The organism is Pseudomonas sp. B6002, assembly GCF_013385985.1.
Classification (GTDB): Bacteria; Pseudomonadota; Gammaproteobacteria; order Pseudomonadales; family Pseudomonadaceae; genus Aquipseudomonas.
This window is the reverse complement of the sequence record NZ_JACAOY010000025.1, coordinates 67362-88731: the sequence shown is the minus strand read 5'-3', so window position 1 is coordinate 88731 and position 21370 is coordinate 67362. Positions and strand designations below refer to the sequence as shown.

The following is a 21370-nucleotide window of genomic DNA, read 5'->3' as shown; positions in this document are numbered from 1 at the left end:
TCTTTAAATCACCCAGAGGAAAACCCATGAGCCAGTTTCTCACTATGTTCAACAGCGCAGGCCCTGCCGCGTTCAGCCAGATGGCCTGCCAGGTGGCGCCCTACTTCAGCACCATCAACCCGCACATCGCCGAACTGCGCCCGGGGCACGCGGTGGTCAACGTGCCGTTTCGCAAGGAAATCACCAATCACCTGGCGTCCGTGCATGCCATTGCCTTGTGCAACGCGGCGGAACTGGCGGGCGGCACCATGACCGACGTGTCGATCCCTCAAGGGGCCAAATGGATTCCCAAAGGCATGACCGTGGAATACCTGGCCAAGGCCAAGTCGAACATCCGCGCGGTGGCCGATGGCAGTGGCATTGACTGGACGACAGCCGGGGACAAGATCGTGCCGGTGGCTATTTTCGACGAGGGCGAGGTGAAGGTGTTCACCGCCAACATCACCATGAATGTGAAGCTCGCCTGAGGCCCGGGCGGCAGGCTCGGCCTGGGCCGAGCCTCGCTTCACCCAACCGCCACCATCGACCACAACGAAGCCCCCACGCCGGTGATGCTCTCCCCCGCAATCAACCCCGCAGCCGCGGTGATCGCAAAGCGTTCGGTGAGGCTCGGCCAGCGGCAGCTCACCAGCCAGGTGAGGATCGCGCCCAGGGCCATCATCAGCGAGACCGAGGCCGGCAGCACAAAGGCCAGGCCCAGCGCGGCGGCGCTCGGGAGATAACGGGCACGATGGGCGGGCAAGGTGCTGTCCAGAATGCCCAGCAACACGCCGACCAGACCGCCAAGGGCGATGGCCCAGCGGATACTCGTCGACAACGAATCCAACCCATGGGTGAGGGTTTGCGCCACGGCCTTCCAGGTGGCGACGGCCGGTGCCGGCCACTCCTCGGTGAGCAACATGGAGGACGGGTCAGGGATCAGCGCCAGGTAGGCGAACACACCGACGATGCTGCCGATGAAAATCCCCAGGATCTGCGCGATCACCTGTTTGTGCGGCGTGGCGCCAATGGCCTTGCCCACCTTGAAATCATTCATCAAATCGGTGCACTGCCCGGCTGAACCGCCAGCCGTATTGGCGCTCATCAGGTTGATCGGCACCTGCCCCGGCGCGGCGATGCCAAAGCTCAGTTGCGACAGTTGCCCGATCGCCCCAATCGGCGGAATGCCGGTGGCGCCCACCACGCGCGCGGCGACGGCGGCGAGGCAGATCGCCAAGGGGATGGTGAGCAAGGCCATGCCCAGGTGGATGCCGAACAGCAACGCCTGCAGGCACACCACCAACACGATCGACAGCGCCAAGCCGGCGGCCGGCCCTGGCTTGGGCAGCGTCCAGGTGGCCGCGCCGCTGGCGCGCGTCGAGCGATGCAACGCCCACAAGCGAATCGTCAACGAAGCCAGGGTGGAACACACCATCAGGCTCACCCCCGGCCACAGCAACCACTCCACCAACGCGGCGAATTGCGGGCCGCTGCTGTCTGCGGGCAGGGTCACCAGGTGCTGCGCCAGCAGCCAGGGGCCCAAGCCACCCCAGGCGAGCAAGGCGCCAAGCAGCAGGGTCAGGCCCACGCGAATGCCGATGATGCCGCCGAAGCCCACCAGCAACAGTGACGGGTCAGCGGTAAAGGTCAGGCGCTCCAACGCGGCGCTGGGCGACCAACGTGGGAAGGCCCACACAAAGGTGTCCACCCACTTGACCAGCCCCGACAGCAACGCGGCACTGAGCAGCACTTTCAAACGCGTCGCGGCTTCACGGCCGTGGTTGTAGATGTGCAGCAGGGTTTCCAGGGTGGCCATGCCTTCGGGAAATTTCAGCGCCTTGTCGTTGAGTAACGACGGGCGCAGGTACCAGGCGATCCAGATGCCCAGGAAACTCACCGAGAAGACCCAGGCAATCATCGGCAGCGCGTCCAGCTGGTTGCCGGTCAACAAGGTGTAGGCCGGGATCGGCGCCACCAGCCCGCCGGAGATGATCGACGCGGCGGCCGACGCCACGGTCTGGTTGATGTTGCTTTCGTGCAACGTCCACGGCAGCTGCTCGCCGGAGCGCTTGGCCAAACCCTGGAAAATCGCGTAGCCGATCAGCAAGGCAATGATCGACATGTTGAACGACCAGCCGATCTTCAGTCCGGCGTAGACGTTGGAAGGGGTGAGCAGAATGCCGAGCACGCTGCCAGTGATGACGGCACGCAGGCTCAGTTCGCGGGTGACGGGGCCGTGCGGCAGGGTCGTTGCAGGCATGCGGATTCCTTTCGGCAAGGGAACGGGCTACCTGATAAGTGAGCCCTGCCTGCGCCGAAGGTTCAGGTGGAAGACCTGACCGGCCCCTGAAAACACCTGAGAACAAAATGTGGGAGATTCTGTGTTGTAGGGCAAGCCTGCCCCCTCAACATTTGAATCTGCGCCAGACTCGGAGAATAGGCATAGCGCCAATCCCCTGTGGGAGCGGGCTTGCCCGCGAAAGCGGTGTGTCAGTGGCAGCTGCAATAACTGATACACCGCCTTCGCAGGCAAGCCAGCTCCCACAGGGGGGATGAGTTGTGTCAGCTCAACCCAGGCGGAACCGCGCCGTGTTATCACTCAACGCCTGGCTGCCCTTGCTCAAGGTATCCGCCGCACGGTTCACCGCCCGCGCACCGTCCAACAAACGCCCGGCCGCCTGGTCCACCTGCTGGATATTGCCGCTCACTTCATCCGCCGTCGCCGCCTGCTCCTCCACGGCCGTGGCGATCTGCGCCAGGGTGTCGGTGACGTGCTGCACCGCCCCGGCGATTTCACCCAGGCGGGTGCCCAGGCCGGTGACGGATTCGGCATCCGTCAGCGCTTGTTCACACGCGGCGCCCATCAACGCGACGGCCTGGCTCACGGTGGCGCGCAGGCTGTCCACCGTGCCGGCGATCTGCGCGGTGGAGGCCTGGGTGCGTTGCGACAGGCTGCGCACTTCATCGGCCACCACGGCAAACCCACGCCCCTGCTCACCGGCGCGGGCGGCTTCGATGGCGGCGTTGAGCGCCAGCAGGTTGGTCTGTTCGGCGATGCCGCGAATGGTATCGACCACCGACTGAATCTGTTGGCCTTGCTGGCTGACCTGCTCCAGCGCGTTGGCGGTGTCGCCCAGGCGTTTGTTCAGTTGCTGGATGCTCGCCGTGGTGCGCTGGCTGTCGCGGCTGCTGTCTTCGGCAATCTGCCGGGTCTGCTGCGCGCTGCCCGAGGCCTGCTCGCAGCTCTTGGCGACGCCCATGGAGGTGGCGGCCAGTTGCGTGGCCGCTGCGGCGATCTGGCTGATTTGTTGTTGCTGGTCCTCGACCTCGGTGAGGGTGCTGCCGGACTGCGTGTTGAGGGTGAGCACGGTGGAGCCCAACTGCTGCGTCTCGTGGTTGACCCCCAGCAAGCTGGTGCGCAACTGCACCACGGCGACGTTGAGCGCCGTGCTGATCGCCGCCAATTCGTCGCGGCCTTCCACCGCCACTTCTACGCACAGGTTGCCGTCACGCAAGGACTCGGCCAGGGTGGTGATGCCGCTGGCGCTGCGGCGGATGGACGCTTGCAGGCACATGAACAGGTACAGCGCCGCCAGGGCCAGCAGACTGAAGGTTGCCACTACCGGGATGAAGTGTTTGAGCGAGCGGTCGCGGTAGTAACCCAGGCGTTCGTCCAGCGAATTGAGCGACTGGCTGCGCAATGCGCCCAATGCACCGAGCATGCTGTCGACACTGGCGTCGAACGTCGCCATGTCGAGCTTGATGGTGCCGCCGAACACGCCTTCATCCAGGGCTTTGAGTTGGGTATCGAGCAGTTGCAGGCTGCTGTCGTACTGCACTGTCCATGGCTCGAGACCTGGGTATTGCTTGGCCTTGAGCGAGGCGGCGGCCTTGACCAGCTGGTCCCGCGCATCACCGATGCGCCCGCGCAGGTCACGCATCTGCAGGCGGCTTTGCAGGGTGAATTGCCCGGAGGCAATGGACGACTCACCGACACTCGCCGTGCGGCCGATGCGCTCGATCAGGTCGGGGGTGTGCTGGGTGGAGATCTGCATCAGCAGGTAGGTTTCCAGCCACGGGTCGAGGATCAAGCCGGCGTCGAGGGTGATCTGTTCACGCAGGGCTTGCAGGGCGGTCAGCGCGGCGGTGAAACGGTCATAGCCGTCCGGCCACCAGCCCACGGTGCGCAGGGACTGGGTGTCCATGCCCTTGACCGTGGCCTGCAACGCTTCGAAGCGCGCCAGGGTGTCAGCGCTGGCGTTCTGGGCTTTGAGGGCCTCGCCAAGGGCTTGCAGACTCTGCTGGATAACGGGGCTGCCGGCGTCCACCTTGTCCATCGCCGCCTGGGCTGCGGGGGTGGGGGCGTGCAGTATGTCGACCGCTTTCCAGCGTGCAGCCAGGTTGCGCTGGGCGGTGAGCTGGGCGTCCAGCGCGTCCAGAGCCAGCAGTTGGCGCACGCCGGATTGTTCGCTGGAAATCACCGCGAGTTTGTCGCGGTAGTCCTGGCCGATCATCCACAGACTTCCCGCCAGGGGCAGCATGAACAGGAAGAACAGCACCTGGAACTTACGCGCAAAACCCAAGCGCCCGAGCAGGCGGATACCGGGGGACAAAAGACTGTGCATGGCCGACCACTCCCTAAAACAACCCACACGGTGCACCGAGGGGCGAAGTCTTGAAATGACTAGCAGCAAAATGCCATGTCATTGATTAGCTTGGCTCTAGCAAGATACGGGCCGTTGGTTGAGACGCAGGAGATCAGCGGGGTTGCACACTACAGGTGCACAGCAAACGCCCTGAAATGGGGCAAAAGCACTCAGCCTTGGGGGCAGACCTGTAACGGATAAACACCCCGATCAACGGTAGGAGCCGGCGTCAAACCCCATTTGTAGGAGCCGGCTTGCCGGCGATGGCGGCGGGTCAGTTATCCAGGTTTCAGCGGGTGACGCCCATGTACCGCTCGAAATTGTTGATGTGATCATCCAGGTTGTCTTCCAGCATCATCCGGTACTGATCGCAGAAATACTTGAGCATCGCCTCCCGCGCATCGGCCATTTCTGCGCCGGACTTGAAGTTGCGCGCGCTGGCCCAGGCGCTGAAGCGGGTGGCGCCGAATGTCATTGAGGCGCTGACCTCGCCGAGGTTTTCGCAGGTCTTGAGCTGCTCGTTCGACAGCTCGATATGTGCATCAGCACGGTCGTAGAAAGCTTGATCAGTGGCATCTGCCATGGAGGGGCTCCTGGGTGAACGAAGAATGGCGGGCATTGGAACATATCCGCCAGGCGCCCCCAAGCGGGAGACGTCCAGTCACTCAACCCAGCAACGCCGCAATCCACTGCGCCTGCCGGGCGACTTCCTGCCGCTTCTCGTCCGGCACCGCCTGACGTGCGCGCTCAAAGCTGGCCAGGGTTTTCTGTTTCTGGCGCAGCAAGTGTTGCCATTTGGCCAGGAACACCGGGCTGCGCGCCTGCATCTGCAGCGGGCCGAAGTACAGTTCTTCGCCGGTGTAGGTCACAGGCTCGGCGCGCTCGGCCACGATGATTTCGTAGTAGAAGCGGTTTTCCCGCAGCAGCTCTTCACGGAGGATGCGGTAGCCATGTTCCATCAGCCACTGGCGCAACGGCTGCTCGCCGCCATTGGGTTGCAGGATCAGGCGCTCCCGACCACTGAGGTGCGCCTTGCCGGCGTCGAGGATGTCGCGGATGGTTTCGCCGCCCATGCCGCACAGGCTGATCGCAGTGATGCCGTCCTGGGGCTCGATGGCCGCCAGCCCGTCGGCCAGGCGCACCGTCACGTTCGCCTCCAGGCCGTTGTCGCGCACGGTTCGTTGGGCCGCGTGGAACGGCGTCGCCGCCACCTCCCCCGCCACCGCCGCCGTGATCGCGCCACGACGCATCAGCGCCACCGGCAGGTAAGCGTGGTCCGAGCCGATGTCAGCCAGGCGTGCGCCCGCCGGCACGTTGGCAGCCACGCGCTCCAGGCGCTGGGATAAGGTGAGTTCGTTCAACGCGTTTTACTCTCCAGAAAATCGATCGCGACTGTTGGTCAGGTGCAACACCATGGCCGCCCGCGCGGCATCCGGGTCCTGGCGCTTGATCGCATTGAAGATCGCTTCATGCTCCAGGTTCGCCAGTTGCCCCAGCTTGGCGAAGTCGGCGCCACCGCGCTCGGCGCCCTTGACCTGGGTGCGCGGGATCATCGCGTTGCCCAGGTGCAGCATGATCTCGGTAAAAAAGGTATTGCCGGTGGCCTCGGCGATCAGTTGGTGAAAGCGCTTGTCTTCCTCCACGCAACTGTCGTTGTTGGCCAGCGAGGCTTGGTAGTCATCCAGCGCCTGGCGCATGTGGGTGAGCTGTTCATCACTGCGGCGCTGCGCGGCCAGGGCCACGGCCTGCACCTCCAGCCCCAGTCGCAGCTCCAGCATGTTGCGCACGCTGGCGACGGTGTCCACGTGCAAGCGCAATCCCTGCTGGGCACTTGGCGCCAGCACGAAGGTGCCAATGCCGTGACGCGTCTCTACCAGACCCGAGGCCTGCAACTTGGAAATCGCCTCGCGCACCACCGTGCGGCTCACGCCGTGCTCACCCACGATGGTGGATTCCGACGGCAGTTTTTCACCGGGCTTGAGCTGCCCGAGCAGGATGCGCTGGGTCAGTGCATCGACCACGCCTTGGGCGAGGTTGTTGGAGCGTTTACGAACAAGGGTTCCGCTTTCAATGGGCATCGCGACGGTCCACGGGGCTGAGCTGGTGGGAGCTTAACACCCCGTCCGGAGCCCAAGCTGGCTCGATGCAAAAAACACTCAACTTGTATGACAACTAATATTCATGCCGCGACCCTCTCAGTCTCTGCCAGAAGGCCAGACACCTCGCTCTCCACGTACATATTCCGTCAAAAACCCCAATAAACACGGGATAAATAACCAAATATCCCGGTTCACCTACCGCCTTATAAGAACAAAATCACGCCACCCTGCATTGCGAACCCAAGAAAACCACTTGTATGATGTCTATCAACAAAACACGCAAACCCGCATAAAAATAATCAGGGGGAGTTTTGAATTGTGAACAATTCAAACCATGCAGCTGCCACGCCAGATACAGAGTCCGTGCTCGCGCGCACCGTCAGCAAAGTGAAGAGCCACGTGCTCCCACTGTTCGTGATCATGTTCATCCTCAACTACATCGACCGGGTCAACATCGGCTTCGTGCGTACGCACATGGAGCATGACCTAGGCATCGGCGCGGCGGCCTACGGCCTCGGTGCTGGACTGTTCTTCATCGGTTACGCGCTGTTTGAAGTGCCCTCCAACATGCTGCTGCAAAAGGTCGGCGCCAGAATCTGGCTGACCCGCATCATGTTCACCTGGGGCATCGTCGCCACGCTGATGGCGTTCATCCAGAACGAAACCCAGTTCTACATCCTGCGCTTCCTGCTGGGCGTGGCCGAAGCAGGCTTCTTTCCCGGCGTGATCTACTACTTCACCCGCTGGCTGCCCGGCGTGGAGCGCGGCAAAGCCATTGCGATCTTCCTCAGCGGCTCGGCCGTTGCTTCGCTGATCTCCGGCCCGCTGTCAGGCGCGTTATTGCAGATCGAGGGTTTTGGCTTCCACGGCTGGCAGTGGATGTTCGCCATCGAAGGCCTGGCCTCCGTGGCGCTCGGCTTCTTCGTATGGTTCTGGCTCGATTCCAAACCCCACGACGCCAAATGGCTGACCCGTGAAGAACAGGACGCCCTGGTGGGCGCCATCGATCAGGAACAGCGCGAGCGCGAAGCCCTGACCACCGTCAAACCCACCCTCGGCAAACTGCTCAAAGACCGTCAGATCCTGCTGTTCTGCGTCTTGTACTTCTGCATCCAGCTGACGATCTACGCCGCCACGTTCTGGCTGCCGAGCATCATCAAGAAGATGGGCGACCTCAGCGACGTGCAGGTGGGCTTCTTCAACTCGATCCCGTGGCTGATTTCGATCATCGCCATGTACGCCTTCGCGTCGCTGTCGGGCAAGTTCAAGTTCCAGCAGGCCTGGGTTGCCGCCGCGCTGTTGATTGCCGCGGCGGGCATGTTCATGTCCACCACGGGCGGGCCGATCTTTGCCTTTGTGGCGATCTGTTTTGCGGCCATCGGCTTCAAGTCGGCATCGTCGCTGTTCTGGCCGATCCCCCAGGGCTACCTGGACGTGCGCATCGCCGCGGCCGTGATCGCGCTCATCAACTCCATCGGCAACCTTGGCGGCTTTGTTGCGCCGACCACGTTCGGCTTTCTTGAACAGACCACCGGTTCGATCCAGGGCGGCCTCTACGGGCTGGCCGGCACTTCGATTCTCGCCGCGATCCTGGTGTTCTTTGCCAAGACTTCGCCCTCTGCCGTGTTGACGTCGCCAGGCGCCGTACCCACCGGCGCTGCCCTCAGCAAACCCCTTTGAGCTTATTTAGGAACGTGCCATGACCACTCCTGTTATCACTCACTTTCAGGTCATCCCGGTGGCCGGCCACGACAGCATGCTGCTCAACCTGAGCGGTGCCCACGGCCCTTACTTCACGCGCAATATCGTGATTCTCAAGGACAGCAGCGGCAACACCGGCGTCGGCGAAGTACCCGGTGGCGAACGCATCCGCGAAACCCTGGAAGACGCTCGCAGCCTGGTAGTCGGCCAACCCATCGGCCAGTACCAGCGCATCCTCAACCAGATGCGCAGCACCTTTGCCTCCCGGGACGCGGCCGGTCGCGGTCTGCAAACCTTTGACCTGCGCATCACCATCCATGCCGTCACCGCCATGGAAGCCGCGCTGCTCGACCTGCTCGGCCAGTTCCTCGAAGTGCCGGTGGCGGCGTTGCTCGGCGAAGGCCAGCAGCGCGACGCGGTGAAAATGCTCGGCTACCTGTTCTACGTCGGCGACCGTAACGCAACAGACCTGGCCTACCGCAACGAGGCCGACGCCGAGGACGACTGGTTCCGCCTGCGCCACGAAAAAGCCCTGACTGCCGAGGCCGTGGTGCGCCTGGCCGAAGCGGCCAAAGCCAGATACGGTTTCAACGACTTCAAGCTCAAGGGTGGCGTGCTCAGCGGCGACGAAGAAATCGAAGCCGTCACCGCCCTGGCCGAACGTTTCCCGGATGCGCGCATCACGCTTGATCCGAACGGCGCGTGGTCACTCAAGGAAGCCATCCGCCTGTGCCGTGACCAGCACAAGGTACTCGCCTATGCCGAAGACCCGTGCGGCGCCGAAAACGGCTATTCGGGCCGCGAAGTCATGGCCGAGTTCCGCCGTGCCACCGGCTTGAAAACCGCCACCAACATGATCGCCACCGACTGGCGCGAAATGGGCCACGCGATCCAGCTGCAATCGGTGGACATCCCCTTGGCCGACCCGCACTTCTGGACGATGCAAGGCTCGGTGCGCGTGGCGCAGATGTGCAACGAATGGGGCCTGACCTGGGGTTCGCACTCTAACAACCACTTTGATATTTCCCTGGCGATGTTCACCCAGGTGGCGGCCGCCGCACCGGGCGACATCACCGCGATCGACACCCACTGGATCTGGCAGGACGGCCAGCGCCTGACCCACGAGCCGCTGAAGATCGAAGGCGGCTACGTGAAGGTGCCGAGCAAGCCGGGCCTGGGAGTGGACATCGACATGGACGCCGTGGCCAAGGCCCACGAGCTGTACAAGGGCATGGGCCTGGGTGCCCGGGATGACAGTGTGGCGATGCAGTTCCTGATTCCGGGTTGGGCATTCAACAACAAGCGGCCTTGTCTGGTGCGTTGACGGGTTCGACGGGTGCAGCCAGGGCCAGTTTCAACAGTTCCTTGCGCTGCATCCCGTGCGGCAGCACCGCCAACGACCCTTGCCATTCAACATCGACCAGCCGGCTCAGCTTGTGCCGGCTGAGTGATGACCCCGCCAGCCAATAGCTTTTGCACTCGCGAAGGCTGATGGCGTTCAACAGCCAGTCCTCTCCTTGCGCCGCCAGCCATTGATCGATGGCGGCGTGGTGCTGATGGATCAACTCGCCTGCGTCCCATACCGTCATCTGCGCGATGCGTTGCGGCAGGTTGGGCGTGGCCGTCATTCGCTTCATGTCAGCCGACAAGGCACCCGTCAGGTCAGCCTCGATGGCGGCCTGGCATTCGCCGAAATAGCACTGTGGCCACTCCGCTGAAAGGTTGGCGCGCCGTGCGAGCACGTCATAGGCGCGAGTATCTTGCGGCGTGGTCATTTGGCCGGTGAAGTTGAGGGTATTGTCCAGGATCGCGGTGGCCAGCAAGGCTGCGCTGTGCGGGCTGATATGAGTCAACGCTTCGGCGGCCTCCCAGCGCAGGAATACCAGGGTAGCGGCCGCGCCGATTGGCTGAATATCGGCGGCGGTGCCAAGTCTCTGTGCCCAATAATGTTCAAAACCAGGGTGGTGGTCGATCACTTCCCGTACGTTTGCAAGTTGCACGAACGGGTCGAAGTGATCGGGGTCGCTGACGTCCATCAGCACATACTCGTCGCCGGCCACCGGTCGATAATCGTCGAGGCGGGCGTCCCAGCCCAGCACGCTGTTGGAGATACTGGTGTTGAGGGGTGCACTGCTCACCGCGCGCGCCGCAATGCCCTGCTGGTTCAACAATTCGGCGTAGGCGATACAGCAGGCGTAGGCGTCGATGTCCAGATACGCCGAGCCAGAGGTCACGACTCGCATGATGGGTTCTCCTTGAAGTGCCGCTTCCCGGGTTGGAGCGTGAGGCCGAAGGACGTTCCCATGGGCGTATGACAAACGCATGACAAGCGCGGGTGCGGCACAGTCACTCCTGTTGAGATTTCAACCGGCGTCGCTGCCCGGCGGGTATGGGCTGCACGGTCAGCTCTACCCCCAACGCCAGCATCAGCTTCTGGATGGTTTCATAACGGGTTTTCGAGCCGCCCTTCAGGGTTTTGTACAGACTCTCTCGATTGACCCCCGCCGCCTCGGCCACCTTGTTCACGCCTTGGGCCTTGGCCACTTCGGAGAGCGCCTTCATCAGCACCTGCGGGTCCTGGGACTTCATGCTTTGCGCCAGGTACTCACTGATCACTTCCGGGCTGTCGAGAAAGCGCGAAGCCTCATGGACGCTGGTGCCGGATGTATCCAGGTCGAGGATCGGCATGTCCTCGGGGTTGAATGTCGACTTGCTCATTTCATTGACCTCTCAGGGCATCGAGAATCTCTTTTGCCCGCTTGATTCCTCTGTGCTGGTCGGTTTTATCACTGCCCCATAACACCAGGTAGGCGCTGATGCCCGTGCGCACAAAGTAGATTCTGTAGCCGGGCCCGACAAACACACGCATTTCACTCAAACCGCCACCAACGGGCTCGCAATCACCAAAGTTGTTGTCTTCGGCGCGGTCCAGTCGGATCAGAATCGCCGCTTTCCCGCAAATGTCCTTCATACCGTCGAGCCATGTATCAAACTCCGGCGTCCTGCCGATCATGTTGGTCACAGATTCACATGTAGCCTACTGGCTACTCCTTGCCGATGCCAGTGAATTTTCATCTCGAATGAGACCCAGACAAAAAACCCTAGCCGAGCCCCCGAACACACAGGGGATCGATCTATTAGCGCTTGTGTCTTTAAAACCTGCCCCCCCTAAACGCCCCGAAATCGGCCTGGCATTCACATTCAAATGTGGGAGCTGGTATACCTGCTGGCACAGCGTTAACTGACCCACCGCCATCGCCGGCAAGGTCTAGGGGTGGCCGTTGCTCACAAATTCCACCACCCGCGCCAACATCCGGTCACATGCCGCCAGTTGCTCCACGCTGATGAACTCATCTGGCTTGTGCCCCTGCTCCATGCTGCCGGGGCCGCACACCACGGTGGGAATACCGGCCCGGTCAAACAACCCGCCTTCTGTACCAAAAGCCACGGTGCCGAATGCACGCGAACCACAGAATTGCGCCACCCATTCAGCGGCCTGGCTTTCCAGGGAGGTGGCCAACCCCGGGTAGCTGGACAACTCGCTGAAACTGATCGCCGACTGCGCGCTCACCGCCTGCATCGCCGGCAGCAAGATCTGTTCGGCATACCGCTGCAACTGCTGCGCAACCTGCCAGGGATCCTGGGCCGGCAACGAGCGCACTTCAAAATCAAAGGTGCAATTCTGCGGGACGATATTCAGCGCCTTGCCGCCACTGATCACCCCGGTCTGCACCGTGGAAAACGGCGGGTCAAAACGCTCATCCAGCTGCGACGGCGCCTTGAGCCCTTCGCCGAGCCGCACCAGCTCGCTGATCAAGCACGCCGCGTATTCAATGGCGTTGACCCCGGACGGCGCATACGCCGAATGGCACGCCGCGCCCTGCACCTCGCAACGCAGCGCCAATTTGCCTTTGTGGCCCAGCACCGGCTTAAGCTCGGTGGGTTCGCCGATCACGCACAGCAGCGGCTTGACCGTCTGCCCATGAAACCGCTCGATCAGCGAGCGCACGCCCAGGCAGCCCACCTCTTCGTCATAGGACAAGGCGATGTGCACCGGCATACGCAACGGCGCCTGCAACAACGCCGGCACGCTCGCCAACACACAGGCGATATAGCCCTTCATGTCGGCCGTGCCGCGCCCATACAACTTGCCGTCTTTCTCCGTAAGTTCGAACGGCGCCACGCTCCAGCGCTGGCCGTCCACCGGCACCACGTCGGTGTGCCCAGACAGCACGATGCCCGGCACATCCACCGGGCCGATGGTCGCCAGCAGGTTGGCCTTGCTCTTGTGTTCGTTGTAAACCAGCTCACAGGCCACGCCGAGGTCCTGCAGGTAGGTGCGCACAAAGTCGATCAAGGCCAGGTTGGACTCGCGGCTGGTGGTGTCAAAACGCACCAGCTGGGCCAGCAGGTCGCGGCTGTTCATCGGTCATCCCCCGGCACGGCATAGCCCGGGGCGATGTGCGGGTTGAGGGCGCGGTCGATGTAAGCCTGCGATTGCCCGCGATAGGCCTGCCAGAGTTGGTCGAGGGCACCGATCGGGTCCTCCTCGACCCAGTCCACCCGCAGGTTGACGATGGGCCAGAGCAAGTCGTCGACCACCACCAGCGCCGCCGAATGCACCGGCCCCGCTTCACCGCCTCGCGCCTGCCCGGTGTGCAGGGCGGCCAGCAGGCGATCCGCGAGGGGGCCGGCAGCGTTTTCGAACGCACGCACCATGGCGTCAATCACCCCCGAGCCCGCCAGCATGTTGCCCGCCGCCACACACTGCTCGCCGCTGACCGCGCCATGAATGCCAAGGGTCTGGGCGCCACTGAAATGCGCGGTGCGGCCCTGGCTGTCGATCACCGTCACCTGACGGTATTCGCTGTGCGCCTGCCCGGCCAACGCTGCCAGCGCATCGCTTGGCGCCACGCCCTGCTCCAGCAAGTCCAGCACCTGCGGCCCGAGGCTGGGCAAGGTGATGTTCTGTGACGCCACCGCGCCCACGCCGGGCCGCAGCCACGGGCAACGGGCGCCCACGGCAATGCTCGACGAGCTGATGGCAATGCCCAACTGGCCCGTTTCGGTGCAGCGAGCGACAACGGAAAACGTCATGGAAAGGCTCCTCAGTCGAGCACGGAAGGGTCAGCGTCGATCATCAACTGCTTCATTTCTTCAAAGTGCTGGCGCGAAAAATCCGCAATGCCTTCCCAGCCCCGTGCGGTTTTTTCTGCGACGTCATCCGACAGCACCCGCAGCGGTTGCCCGGTGGACCACGCCGTCACGAGGATCTGGCAGGCACGCTCCAGGGTCCAGATATCGTCGAAGGCTTCGCCGATGGACGTCGCGGTCACCATCACGCCGTGGTTGCCCATCAGCAGGCGGCGCTTGCCGTCGAGCAGCCCGGCCAGGCGTGCGCCTTCGGCTTCGGTATCGGCCATGCCGCCGTACAGCTCGTCCACGGCCACGCGGTTGAAGTAACGCGCGGTGTTCTGGTCGATCGGCGGTACGTGGGGCTTGGCCAGGCACGCCACCGCCGTGGTGTAGACCGGGTGCAGGTGCAGCACCGCGCGGGTGTGCGGCAACAGGCGGTGGATCTGCCCATGGATCGACCAGGCGGTGGCGTCCACGTTCGGGTTTTCGGCACAGGCCGGGTCATCGGCGTTGAGCAACAACAGGTCGCTGGCACGGATGCGCGAGAAGTGCTTCCACTTGGGGTTGAGCAAAAACTGTTTGCCATCGGCCGACACGGCGGCGCTGAAGTGGTTGGCCACCGCTTCGTGCATGCCCAGGTGCGCGATGATGCGAAAGGTCGCGGCCAGGTCGATGCGCGTCTGTTCTTCGAGGGATAACGCCATGAATCGGACTCCGCAGGGCGCGGCCGCACACGAATGCGGCACGCGCAGGTAGGTTTACTGCGGCATCAGCGCCGCGATGTCGGCCTCGGTGGGTGCCTGGAAGTTGTACTTCTTCAGCAAGGCCGCGTATTCAGGCGTGGCGCGGTATTTTTCCAGGCCGTCGAGCAGGGCCTTTTTCACCGTGTCATTGCCCTTCTTCACGCCGAAGCCGTTGAGCACCGGGTAGATCAGGGCGTCGGAAGAAATCACCACGCGGTTGCCCAGCTTGTCGATCACGCCACGGGCCACGGCCGCGTCGGTGATCTGGGCTTCAACTGCGTGAGCCAGCAAGGCCTGGGTGGTTTGCGGGTCGGTGCTGTATTCGCTGATCTGGATCGGCTTCAAGCCCTTGGCCACGCAATATTCCGCCGACAGTTTGTTCATCTGCGCCAGCCACGAGGTGGCGCCCATGGAGCCGATCTTGTGGCCGCAGAATTCTTCCGGGGTCTTGGGCTGGAAAGCGCTGTCCTTGAGGGTGAGGATCGACTCGCCGCTCTTGAGGTAAGGGATCATGTCGATGACCTTGACCCGCTCGGCCGTGATGTACATCGACGAGTTGGTCAAGTCGAAACGCCCGGCCTGCAGGCCGGTGATCAGGTTGGGAAAACGCGTGTCGAGGGTCTCGACCTTGCGCCCCATGACCTTGCCCAGGCCGTCCATGAACTCGATGTCAAAACCTGCCGGCTTGTTGTTATCCATGTATTCATAGGGAAAGAACGTCACATCGGAACCGGCGATGATCTTGCCGTCCTGCTGGAACGCCGAAGCCGCCAACGAAGTCATCGCAACCGCGGCGCCCAACAGGCATGCGGCAAGGGGACGAACACTCATACGAAACGCTGTCATGGTTTTTACCTGCAAGGGTTTGAGTTGGGTTAGGCAGTGGCTGAATCTTGTCCGGCCTGTTGCACGAAGAACGAGGCGCCACGGGGTTTCTGCGGCAAGCGCATGTGGTTGTCCGTGGAACGCACCAAGCCGCTCTCTTCACCGGCTACCAGCAGGCCGGCGTGTGCACTGGGCAACGGGTTTTCGCCGAATGGCAACGCGTCTTCAGCGGCGTAGACGCTGATGAACAGAGTGCGCGGGAGTTCGGTCTCGTTAGGGCTGGAAGCATGCAAAAGCCGGGTGTGCATGAAGCACACGGAGCCGGCCGGGCCGTAGCAGGCCACCGGCTGCTGGCAGTGTTCCTCGACCACCGCGTCGTCCACCGAGCCGGTGAAACGCTGGTGCTGCCAGTGTGACCACAGCGGGCCTTTATGGCTGCCGGGGATTACATTCAGCGGGCCGTTTTGCGGGGTCACTTCGCTGACCATCAGCAAGGCGGTGACGATGTCATCGTTGCTGTGGGGCGTGAACAGAAAGTCCTGGTGCCACTTCACCTGGGTCGCGGTATGAGGCAGTTTGGAGTTGATCTTGCTGTGGTGAAAACGCGTGCCCTGGGCGCCGATCAGTTGCGCGGAAATCGCCGCCATACGCGAGTGCAACGCCACACGCTCATACGCCGGGGAAATCTCGGTGGGCGAGCTGACCCGGCGCAACGACGGGTGATCGGCGCGGTGATCGCCTTCCAGGTCAAAGCGTTCGCGGCCATCGACGGTCGCGCCCCAACCTTTCTGGTGGCTTCGGCTTTCTTCTACCCATTGGTCGAAGTCCTGCTGCAGTGCGGCCACTTCGTCCTGCGACAACACGTCTTCGACCACCAGGAAACCGTCACGCTGGAACTGTTCGATTTGCGCTTGCTCGATCATTGTATTTTTTCCTGAACGTTGAGGGGGTCACGCCAGCGAGACGTCCTTGAGGAACGCCTCCACGCGTGGGTTGTGGCCGCTGCGCAGGGCGCCCGGCGTGTCGTCGCAGACCACGCGGCCCTTCTCCATGAACACGATGCGGTCGGACACCTTGAAGGCGAAGTTCATCTCGTGGGTGACGATCACCATGGTGATGCCCTCCTCGGCCAAGGCCTCGATGACCTGCAGCACTTCGTTGACTTTTTCCGGGTCGAGCGCCGAGGTGGGCTCGTCGAACAGCATGATCTGCGGGCGCATCATCAAGGCGCGGGCGATGGCTACCCGTTGTTGCTGGCCGCCTGACAGCTGGTGCGGGAACTTCCAGGCGTGGTCGAGCATGCCCACCTTGTGCAACAGCGCGTAAGCCTGTTGCTTGAGGTCGGCCAGGCGCCCCAGGCGGTGGTATTTGGGCGCCATCAGCAAGTTGTCGAGCACGCTCAAATGCGGGAACAGGTTGAAGCTCTGGAACACCATGCCGATGTTCAGGCGGTGCTCGGCGTGTTCGACAAATTGCGGCTTCTGCGCGCCGACCTTGTTGAGGTGAATGAAGGGCTGGCCGTTAATCCGGATCTCGCCGTTGTCCAGTTGCTCCAGGCCGTTGAGCAAACGAATCAGGGTGGTTTTGCCGGAGCCGGACGGGCCGATCACCGACACCACTTCACCGGGCTGAATCTGCAAGTTCACCGAGCCGAGCACTTCAACGTTGTTGTAGGCCTTGTGCAGCCGCGCCGCCTGCAATGCCGGTTCGCCGTTGCTGGCCGGGCGCACCAACGCCGTGCGCTGCTGAGTGGCCAGCGCCAGCACTTCAGCGTCCGGCACACGGGACACGTTGCGTTGGTTGACGTCGAGAAAGCGCTCCAGGCGTTTAAGCAGAAAGTCGAACACGGTGACGATGAACACGTAGAAAAACGCCACCGCCGCCATGGTTTCGATCACCAGGAAGTTCTGCGAATACAGGCGCTGGCCGACCATCAGGATCTCCGTGAGGGAGATCACCGACACCAGGGAAGTGAGCTTGACGATGGAGATGTATTCGTTGGCCAGCGAGGGCAGCGCCACCCGCAAGGCTTGGGGGATCACTACGCGCCACTGGGTACCCAGGAACCGCAGGCCCAACGCCCGTGCTGCTTCGCCCTGCCCCTTATGAATCGAGAGCAAGCCGCCGCGATGGATCTCGGCAACGTAGGCGCTTTCACAGATCACCAGGGCCAGCAGGCCGGACCAGAACGGGTCCGCCAAAATCGCCGAGGTGCCGGGCAATGCCTGGGGCAGGTTGTAGATAAAGATCAGCAGTACCAGCAGCGGCAGACTGCGGAACAACCAGATATAACCACGGGCCGGCACGCTGAGCAGGCCGTGCCTGGATTGCTTGGCCAGCGCCAGCACGAACCCGAAGACGATGCTCAACAACCAGGTCAGGGTGCTGAGCTTGATCACCGTCCACGTCGCACGCCAGAACTCGGCGTCGCCGAGCAAACCAAACATGTAGTGCCAGTCGAATGTCATCGTCGTGGTGCCCTGAATAAGTTGATCTACATCGATGGGTTGAGAGTCGTGGCGGGAGGTGGTCAGGGTCAATTCGTAAAAGCCGGGGCACTGGGTAGGCAGAACCTATGCAGCCATTTGAGAGCACTGATAACTCATGTGGGAGCTGGCTTGCCTGCGATGGCGGTGGCTCAGTTGGCCCCTCATTTCCAGATAGACCGCTATCGCTGGCAAGCCAGCGCCTACAGGGGAGCTGTGTTGCGCCTGGCCAGAATGGTGCACGGGCAAAACCGCATGCCCGCCCACGCCACCTATTGGTGCAAAATCAGCTCACGCCACTCATCACCCGCACCGCATGCGGGTCAAAAAAGCTCGGCGGTGCCATGCCGGGGATGTATTGGTCGGACACAAACATGCGGCAACGCTCGGCAAACGCCGACACCACCCGCGACAACTGGGTGTTGCTGGCCGTGGCGTAGCCCAGGCGCATCGGGCGATGGGAGCCGGCCAGGCGCAGGCGGATCACGCGCTTGCCGTCCTGGGACACATTGGATTTGGGCCGTGCATTCGCGAAGGAATAGCCGATGCCGTTGCCGACCATGGCACGCACCGTTTCGAGGTTGGTGGAACGCATGATGATGTTTGGCGTGGTGCCCGCCTGGATGAACAAGCTGAGAAAATAGTCGCGGCTCCAGGGCGTGTCGAGCAGCACCACCGGGTAGGCTTCGAGGTCTTGCATGCTCACCGCCGGCAGGTTTGCCAACGGGTGGTATTCGCCGACCATCACATAGGGCGGCAGTTGGGCCAGGGGCTGGAAGTCGATGTCCGGACTGGTCACCAGGTCGTAGGTCAGGGCGATGTCCAGCTCGCCGCTGCGCAGTTTCTCCAGCAGTTCCTCATGGTTGCCTTCGGCCTGGGTCAGCCGCACGCCGGGGAACGCACGACCAAAACCAAACACCAGTTCCGGCGTGATCATTGGTGCCAGCGATTCCAGGCAGCCCACCCGCAACGGTCCGCGCACGGTGTTCAACGACTCCGAGGCGATGGTGTAGAGGTTGGTCATCTGCTCCAGGATCAGCTTGGCCTCCTGCATCACCTGGCGCCCGACGGCCGTGAGGGAAATGCCCTGGGCGTGGTGCCGCACAAACAGCTGGATGCCCAGCTCTGCTTCCATATGGGTAATCGCCGCCGAGATCGACGGCGACGACACATGGATGCGTTCAGCCGCAGCACTGATGCTGCCCGCCTCGCCGGACGCGACAAAATATTCCAGTTGGCGCTGAGTAATTCGACTGAGCATCACGCCTCCACAACAACAATGGGTGTACGTGATCGATAGTGCAGGGTTCGTGCCGGGTCACCGCGCCAGCCGATGAGGGGCACGGGCTTCGGTTTTTCCTAAGCACTACCGCGCACAAATGCTGGTTTCGCCGGAACCTTGGCGATGTGAAGCTGCGGTCATCCCGTTTCCAACGAGCTAACCGCGATGCCCACCCACACTCGAATTCGTATGTTCAACACCCGGGAAACCTACCCCAACCAAAGCCTGGACAACGACCTGTCCCAGGCCGTGCGCGCCGGCAACACCATTTATGTGCGCGGCCAGATCGGCACCGATTTCGAGGGCAACCTGGTGGGCCTCGGCGACCCGCGTGCCCAGGCCGAACAGGCGATGAAAAACGTCAAGCAACTGCTGGAAGAGGCGGGCTCCGACCTGTCGCACATCGTCAAGACCACCACGTACCTGATCGACCCGCGCTACCGCGAGCCGGTGTACCAGGAGGTGGGCAAATGGCTCAAGGGGGTGTTCCCGATTTCCACCGGGCTGGTGATCTCAGGCCTCGGCCAGCCGGAATGGTTGATGGAAATCGATGTGATCGCCGTGGTGCCGGATGACTGGCAGCCCTGAATAACCTGGAGTACGCCATGAGCCACCGTGTGATGTTCCTCAACGGGCCGAACGCCAACCTGTATGGGCTGGATAAACGCGGCACCTACGGCAGCGAGAGCTTTGCCAGCATCGAAGCGCGCTGCCAACGCCACGCCGCTGAATTGGGCCTGACCCTGGACTTTCGCCAGAGCAACCACGAGGGCGTGCTGGTGGACTGGGTTCAGGAAGCGCGGCTGAACAGCGACGCCATCGTGATCAACGCGGCCGGGCTGACCTACAGCTCGGTGCCGATCCTCGATGCGCTGCTGGCGTTCGACGGCCCCATCATCGAAGCGCACATGAGCAACATCTGGAAGCGTGAGAGCTTCCGGCACCACTCCTATATATCCAAGGCCGCCACCGGCGTGATCGCCGGGTTGGGGGCGCTGGGTTACGAACTGGCCCTCAGCGCCGTGGCCCAGCTGCTCCACGAACGCCAAACCACCACCGAGCACCTGTAGGAGCCGGCTTGCCGGCGATGGCGTTGGGTCAGCCAGCCCATCTGTCATCTGGGGCACCGCTATCGCCGGCAAGCCGGCTCCTACAGTGACAACGGGTGTTGCAGACAAACCTTTTACCTTTCGGGAAACGCCTATGTCCGTCGAAACAATCAACACCCTGGTGGTCGGCGCAGGCCAGGCCGGGGTTGCCATGAGTGAGCACCTGTCCCTGATGGGCGTGCCGCACATCGTGCTGGAACGCCACCGCATCGCCGAACGCTGGCGCTCGGAGCGCTGGGATTCGCTGGTCGCCAACGGCCCGGCCTGGCACGACCGCTTTCCCGGGTTGACATTCGAGGGCATTTCCCCCGAAGCCTTTCCCCCCAAAGAGCGCATGGCCGACTACTTCGAAGCCTACGTCGACAAACTGCAGGCGCCGGTGCGCACCGGTGTCGAGGTGCAGCAAGTGGAGCGTCATGTGGGTCGCCCTGGCTTCAAGGTCACGACCTCGGCCGGTGTCATCGAAGCCACCAACGTAGTCGCGGCCACCGGTCCGTTTCAGCGCCCGTCTATCCCCGCCCTCGTCCCGGCGTCGGCACCGCTGTATCAATTGCACTCCTCTTCCTACAAGAACCCTGGCCAATTGCCCGAGGGCGCGGTGCTTGTGGTGGGGGCCGGCGCCTCCGGCTCACAGATCGCCGAAGAACTGCAAAAAGCCGGCAAGACCGTGTACCTCTCGGTGGGCGAACATTACCGCCCTCCCCGCGCCTACCGTGGCCGCGACTACTGCTGGTGGCTGGGTGCGCTGGGCTTGTGGGATGAGGTAAAGATCCAACCGAAAAAGAAGCACGTAGCCTTTGCCGTCAGTGGCTATGAAGGTGGCAAGACCGTGGACTTCCGTCGGCTGGCCCATCAGGGCATCCATCTGGTGGGCGTCACCCAGGGCTGGGACGCAGGCGTCATGACCTTCGCACCGGGCCTGGCCGACAACGTGGCCGAAGGGGACCGTGCGTATTTCGAGGTGTTGCGCGATGCCGATGCGTACATCGAAGCCAACGGCTTGCCCTTCCCCCTGGAGCCCGAGGCCTGGGAACTGTTGCCCGACCCACCGTGCCTGCTCACCCCCACCCTGAGCCTGGATTTGGCCGAGGCCGGCGTGACCACGATCCTGTGGGCCACCGGCTTCACGTTCGATTTCGGCTGGTTGAAGGTCGATGCGTTCGATGAGAAAGGCGAGCCCTTCCACAAACGCGGTATCTCGGCCCAGAGCGGGATTTATTTCCTGGGCCTGCCGAACCTGGTGAACCGTGCCTCGTCGTTTATCTATGGGGTGTGGCACGACGCGAAGTACGTGGCCGACCATATCGTCTTGCAGAATGAATACAGGGCATACCGCCAGTCCTGAACGGGACTGGCGGTCTACC

The 21370-nt window shown here is 62.7% G+C and carries 21 protein-coding genes; 6 read left to right on the top strand and 15 right to left on the bottom strand.

Features of this window, described 5'->3' with window-relative positions; all coding sequences use genetic code 11:
- The first annotated feature begins 26 nt into the window (after positions 1–26).
- Entirely contained in the window at positions 27–467 is a 441-nt protein-coding gene (locus HX792_RS25470; RefSeq protein ID WP_176998675.1) for a hotdog fold domain-containing protein, read from the top strand.
- A 38-nt stretch (positions 468–505) separates the two neighbouring features.
- On the opposite strand, the gene HX792_RS25465 is transcribed toward HX792_RS25470, so the two are convergent.
- From HX792_RS25465 to HX792_RS25445, 5 genes are all read right to left on the bottom strand, one after another.
- A complete protein-coding gene (locus HX792_RS25465) occupies positions 506–2239 on the bottom strand; it encodes an OPT family oligopeptide transporter (protein ID WP_176998674.1) in 1734 nt (577 codons plus the stop codon).
- A 307-nt stretch (positions 2240–2546) separates the two neighbouring features.
- A complete protein-coding gene (locus HX792_RS30705; RefSeq protein WP_371319384.1) occupies positions 2547–3239 on the bottom strand; it encodes a methyl-accepting chemotaxis protein in 693 nt (230 codons plus the stop codon).
- A 1675-nt stretch (positions 3240–4914) separates the two neighbouring features.
- Complete coding sequence (locus HX792_RS25455; RefSeq protein ID WP_176998672.1) at positions 4915–5208, bottom strand: DUF3144 domain-containing protein; 294 nt, start codon at positions 5206–5208, stop codon at positions 4915–4917.
- A gap of 82 nt (positions 5209–5290) precedes the next feature.
- Positions 5291–5986 carry a tRNA (adenine(22)-N(1))-methyltransferase TrmK gene (locus HX792_RS25450; RefSeq protein WP_176998671.1) on the bottom strand — a complete coding sequence of 232 codons (696 nt, stop codon included), beginning with the start codon at positions 5984–5986 and terminating at the stop codon, positions 5291–5293.
- Between the two features lie 6 nt (positions 5987–5992).
- Positions 5993–6703, bottom strand: coding sequence for a FadR/GntR family transcriptional regulator (locus HX792_RS25445; protein ID WP_176998670.1), 711 nt, complete (start codon positions 6701–6703; stop codon positions 5993–5995).
- A gap of 339 nt (positions 6704–7042) precedes the next feature.
- Between HX792_RS25445 and HX792_RS25440 the strand changes: the two genes are divergently transcribed.
- Together HX792_RS25440 and gudD are read left to right on the top strand one after the other, a co-directional pair.
- Entirely contained in the window at positions 7043–8404 is a 1362-nt protein-coding gene (locus tag HX792_RS25440) for an MFS transporter (protein ID WP_176998669.1), read from the top strand.
- Between the two features lie 19 nt (positions 8405–8423).
- Positions 8424–9749 (top strand): glucarate dehydratase, encoded by a 1326-nt coding sequence (gene gudD, locus HX792_RS25435; RefSeq protein ID WP_176998668.1) that lies wholly within the window; start codon positions 8424–8426, stop codon positions 9747–9749.
- On the opposite strand, the gene HX792_RS25430 is transcribed toward gudD, so the two are convergent.
- The 10 genes from HX792_RS25430 to HX792_RS25385 all read right to left on the bottom strand — a co-directional run bounded on the left by HX792_RS25430 (position 9718) and on the right by HX792_RS25385 (position 18876).
- Positions 9718–10668 (bottom strand): DHH family phosphoesterase, encoded by a 951-nt coding sequence (locus HX792_RS25430; protein WP_176998667.1) that lies wholly within the window; start codon positions 10666–10668, stop codon positions 9718–9720. The genes gudD and HX792_RS25430 overlap by 32 nt on opposite strands.
- Before the next feature lie 103 nt (positions 10669–10771).
- Complete coding sequence (locus tag HX792_RS25425; RefSeq protein ID WP_176998666.1) at positions 10772–11143, bottom strand: addiction module antidote protein; 372 nt, start codon at positions 11141–11143, stop codon at positions 10772–10774.
- A gap of 1 nt (position 11144) precedes the next feature.
- The gene (locus tag HX792_RS25420) at positions 11145–11447 is read right to left on the bottom strand and encodes a type II toxin-antitoxin system RelE/ParE family toxin (protein WP_176998665.1); all 303 of its coding nucleotides are present in this window, start codon (positions 11445–11447) and stop codon (positions 11145–11147) included.
- A gap of 246 nt (positions 11448–11693) precedes the next feature.
- The gene (argE, locus tag HX792_RS25415; protein WP_176998664.1) at positions 11694–12851 is read right to left on the bottom strand and encodes an acetylornithine deacetylase; all 1158 of its coding nucleotides are present in this window, start codon (positions 12849–12851) and stop codon (positions 11694–11696) included.
- Positions 12848–13522 (bottom strand): DUF1028 domain-containing protein, encoded by a 675-nt coding sequence (locus HX792_RS25410; RefSeq protein WP_176998663.1) that lies wholly within the window; start codon positions 13520–13522, stop codon positions 12848–12850. Before HX792_RS25410 ends, argE begins: the two co-directional genes overlap by 4 nt.
- Positions 13523–13533: 11 nt before the next feature.
- On the bottom strand, positions 13534–14265 hold the full coding sequence (locus HX792_RS25405; protein WP_176998662.1) for a class II aldolase and adducin N-terminal domain-containing protein: 732 nt from the start codon (positions 14263–14265) through the stop codon (positions 13534–13536).
- 54 nt (positions 14266–14319) lie between these two features.
- Positions 14320–15150: an ABC transporter substrate-binding protein gene (locus HX792_RS25400; RefSeq protein ID WP_176998661.1), complete on the bottom strand. Its 831-nt coding sequence runs from the start codon at positions 15148–15150 to the stop codon at positions 14320–14322.
- A 29-nt stretch (positions 15151–15179) separates the two neighbouring features.
- Entirely contained in the window at positions 15180–16052 is an 873-nt protein-coding gene (locus HX792_RS25395) for a phytanoyl-CoA dioxygenase family protein (protein ID WP_176998660.1), read from the bottom strand.
- A 27-nt stretch (positions 16053–16079) separates the two neighbouring features.
- Positions 16080–17597, bottom strand: coding sequence for an amino acid ABC transporter permease/ATP-binding protein (locus tag HX792_RS25390; RefSeq protein WP_176998659.1), 1518 nt, complete (start codon positions 17595–17597; stop codon positions 16080–16082).
- A 304-nt stretch (positions 17598–17901) separates the two neighbouring features.
- Entirely contained in the window at positions 17902–18876 is a 975-nt protein-coding gene (locus HX792_RS25385; RefSeq protein WP_176998658.1) for a LysR family transcriptional regulator, read from the bottom strand.
- A 186-nt stretch (positions 18877–19062) separates the two neighbouring features.
- On the opposite strand from HX792_RS25385, the gene HX792_RS25380 reads away from it, so the two are divergent.
- The 3 genes from HX792_RS25380 (at position 19063) to HX792_RS25370 (ending at position 21351) form a co-directional block, all read left to right on the top strand.
- Positions 19063–19485, top strand: a complete 423-nt coding sequence (locus HX792_RS25380) for a RidA family protein (protein ID WP_176998657.1) — start codon at positions 19063–19065, stop codon at positions 19483–19485.
- A gap of 17 nt (positions 19486–19502) precedes the next feature.
- Positions 19503–19967 carry a type II 3-dehydroquinate dehydratase gene (locus HX792_RS25375; protein WP_176998656.1) on the top strand — a complete coding sequence of 155 codons (465 nt, stop codon included), beginning with the start codon at positions 19503–19505 and terminating at the stop codon, positions 19965–19967.
- A 133-nt stretch (positions 19968–20100) separates the two neighbouring features.
- The gene (locus HX792_RS25370; RefSeq protein WP_176998655.1) at positions 20101–21351 is read left to right on the top strand and encodes an NAD(P)/FAD-dependent oxidoreductase; all 1251 of its coding nucleotides are present in this window, start codon (positions 20101–20103) and stop codon (positions 21349–21351) included.
- Positions 21352–21370: the final 19 nt, after the last annotated feature.

Excerpts from the sequence above, each read along its gene's own strand:
- HX792_RS25470 (WP_176998675.1), top strand. The coding sequence starts at position 27 with ATGAGCCAGTTTCTCACTATGTTCAACAGCGCAGGCCCTGCCGCGTTC.
- HX792_RS25465 (WP_176998674.1), bottom strand. The coding sequence starts at position 2,239 with ATGCCTGCAACGACCCTGCCGCACGGCCCCGTCACCCGCGAACTGAGC.
- HX792_RS30705 (WP_371319384.1), bottom strand. The coding sequence starts at position 3,239 with ATGGGCGTCGCCAAGAGCTGCGAGCAGGCCTCGGGCAGCGCGCAGCAG.
- HX792_RS25455 (WP_176998672.1), bottom strand. The coding sequence starts at position 5,208 with ATGGCAGATGCCACTGATCAAGCTTTCTACGACCGTGCTGATGCACAT.
- HX792_RS25445 (WP_176998670.1), bottom strand. The coding sequence starts at position 6,703 with ATGCCCATTGAAAGCGGAACCCTTGTTCGTAAACGCTCCAACAACCTC.
- gudD (WP_176998668.1), top strand. The coding sequence starts at position 8,424 with ATGACCACTCCTGTTATCACTCACTTTCAGGTCATCCCGGTGGCCGGC.
- HX792_RS25430 (WP_176998667.1), bottom strand. The coding sequence starts at position 10,668 with ATGCGAGTCGTGACCTCTGGCTCGGCGTATCTGGACATCGACGCCTAC.
- HX792_RS25425 (WP_176998666.1), bottom strand. The coding sequence starts at position 11,143 with ATGAGCAAGTCGACATTCAACCCCGAGGACATGCCGATCCTCGACCTG.
- argE (WP_176998664.1), bottom strand. The coding sequence starts at position 12,851 with ATGAACAGCCGCGACCTGCTGGCCCAGCTGGTGCGTTTTGACACCACC.
- HX792_RS25410 (WP_176998663.1), bottom strand. The coding sequence starts at position 13,522 with ATGACGTTTTCCGTTGTCGCTCGCTGCACCGAAACGGGCCAGTTGGGC.
- HX792_RS25405 (WP_176998662.1), bottom strand. The coding sequence starts at position 14,265 with ATGGCGTTATCCCTCGAAGAACAGACGCGCATCGACCTGGCCGCGACC.
- HX792_RS25400 (WP_176998661.1), bottom strand. The coding sequence starts at position 15,150 with ATGACAGCGTTTCGTATGAGTGTTCGTCCCCTTGCCGCATGCCTGTTG.
- HX792_RS25395 (WP_176998660.1), bottom strand. The coding sequence starts at position 16,052 with ATGATCGAGCAAGCGCAAATCGAACAGTTCCAGCGTGACGGTTTCCTG.
- HX792_RS25390 (WP_176998659.1), bottom strand. The coding sequence starts at position 17,597 with ATGACATTCGACTGGCACTACATGTTTGGTTTGCTCGGCGACGCCGAG.
- HX792_RS25385 (WP_176998658.1), bottom strand. The coding sequence starts at position 18,876 with ATGCTCAGTCGAATTACTCAGCGCCAACTGGAATATTTTGTCGCGTCC.
- HX792_RS25380 (WP_176998657.1), top strand. The coding sequence starts at position 19,063 with ATGCCCACCCACACTCGAATTCGTATGTTCAACACCCGGGAAACCTAC.
- HX792_RS25375 (WP_176998656.1), top strand. The coding sequence starts at position 19,503 with ATGAGCCACCGTGTGATGTTCCTCAACGGGCCGAACGCCAACCTGTAT.
- HX792_RS25370 (WP_176998655.1), top strand. The coding sequence starts at position 20,101 with ATGTCCGTCGAAACAATCAACACCCTGGTGGTCGGCGCAGGCCAGGCC.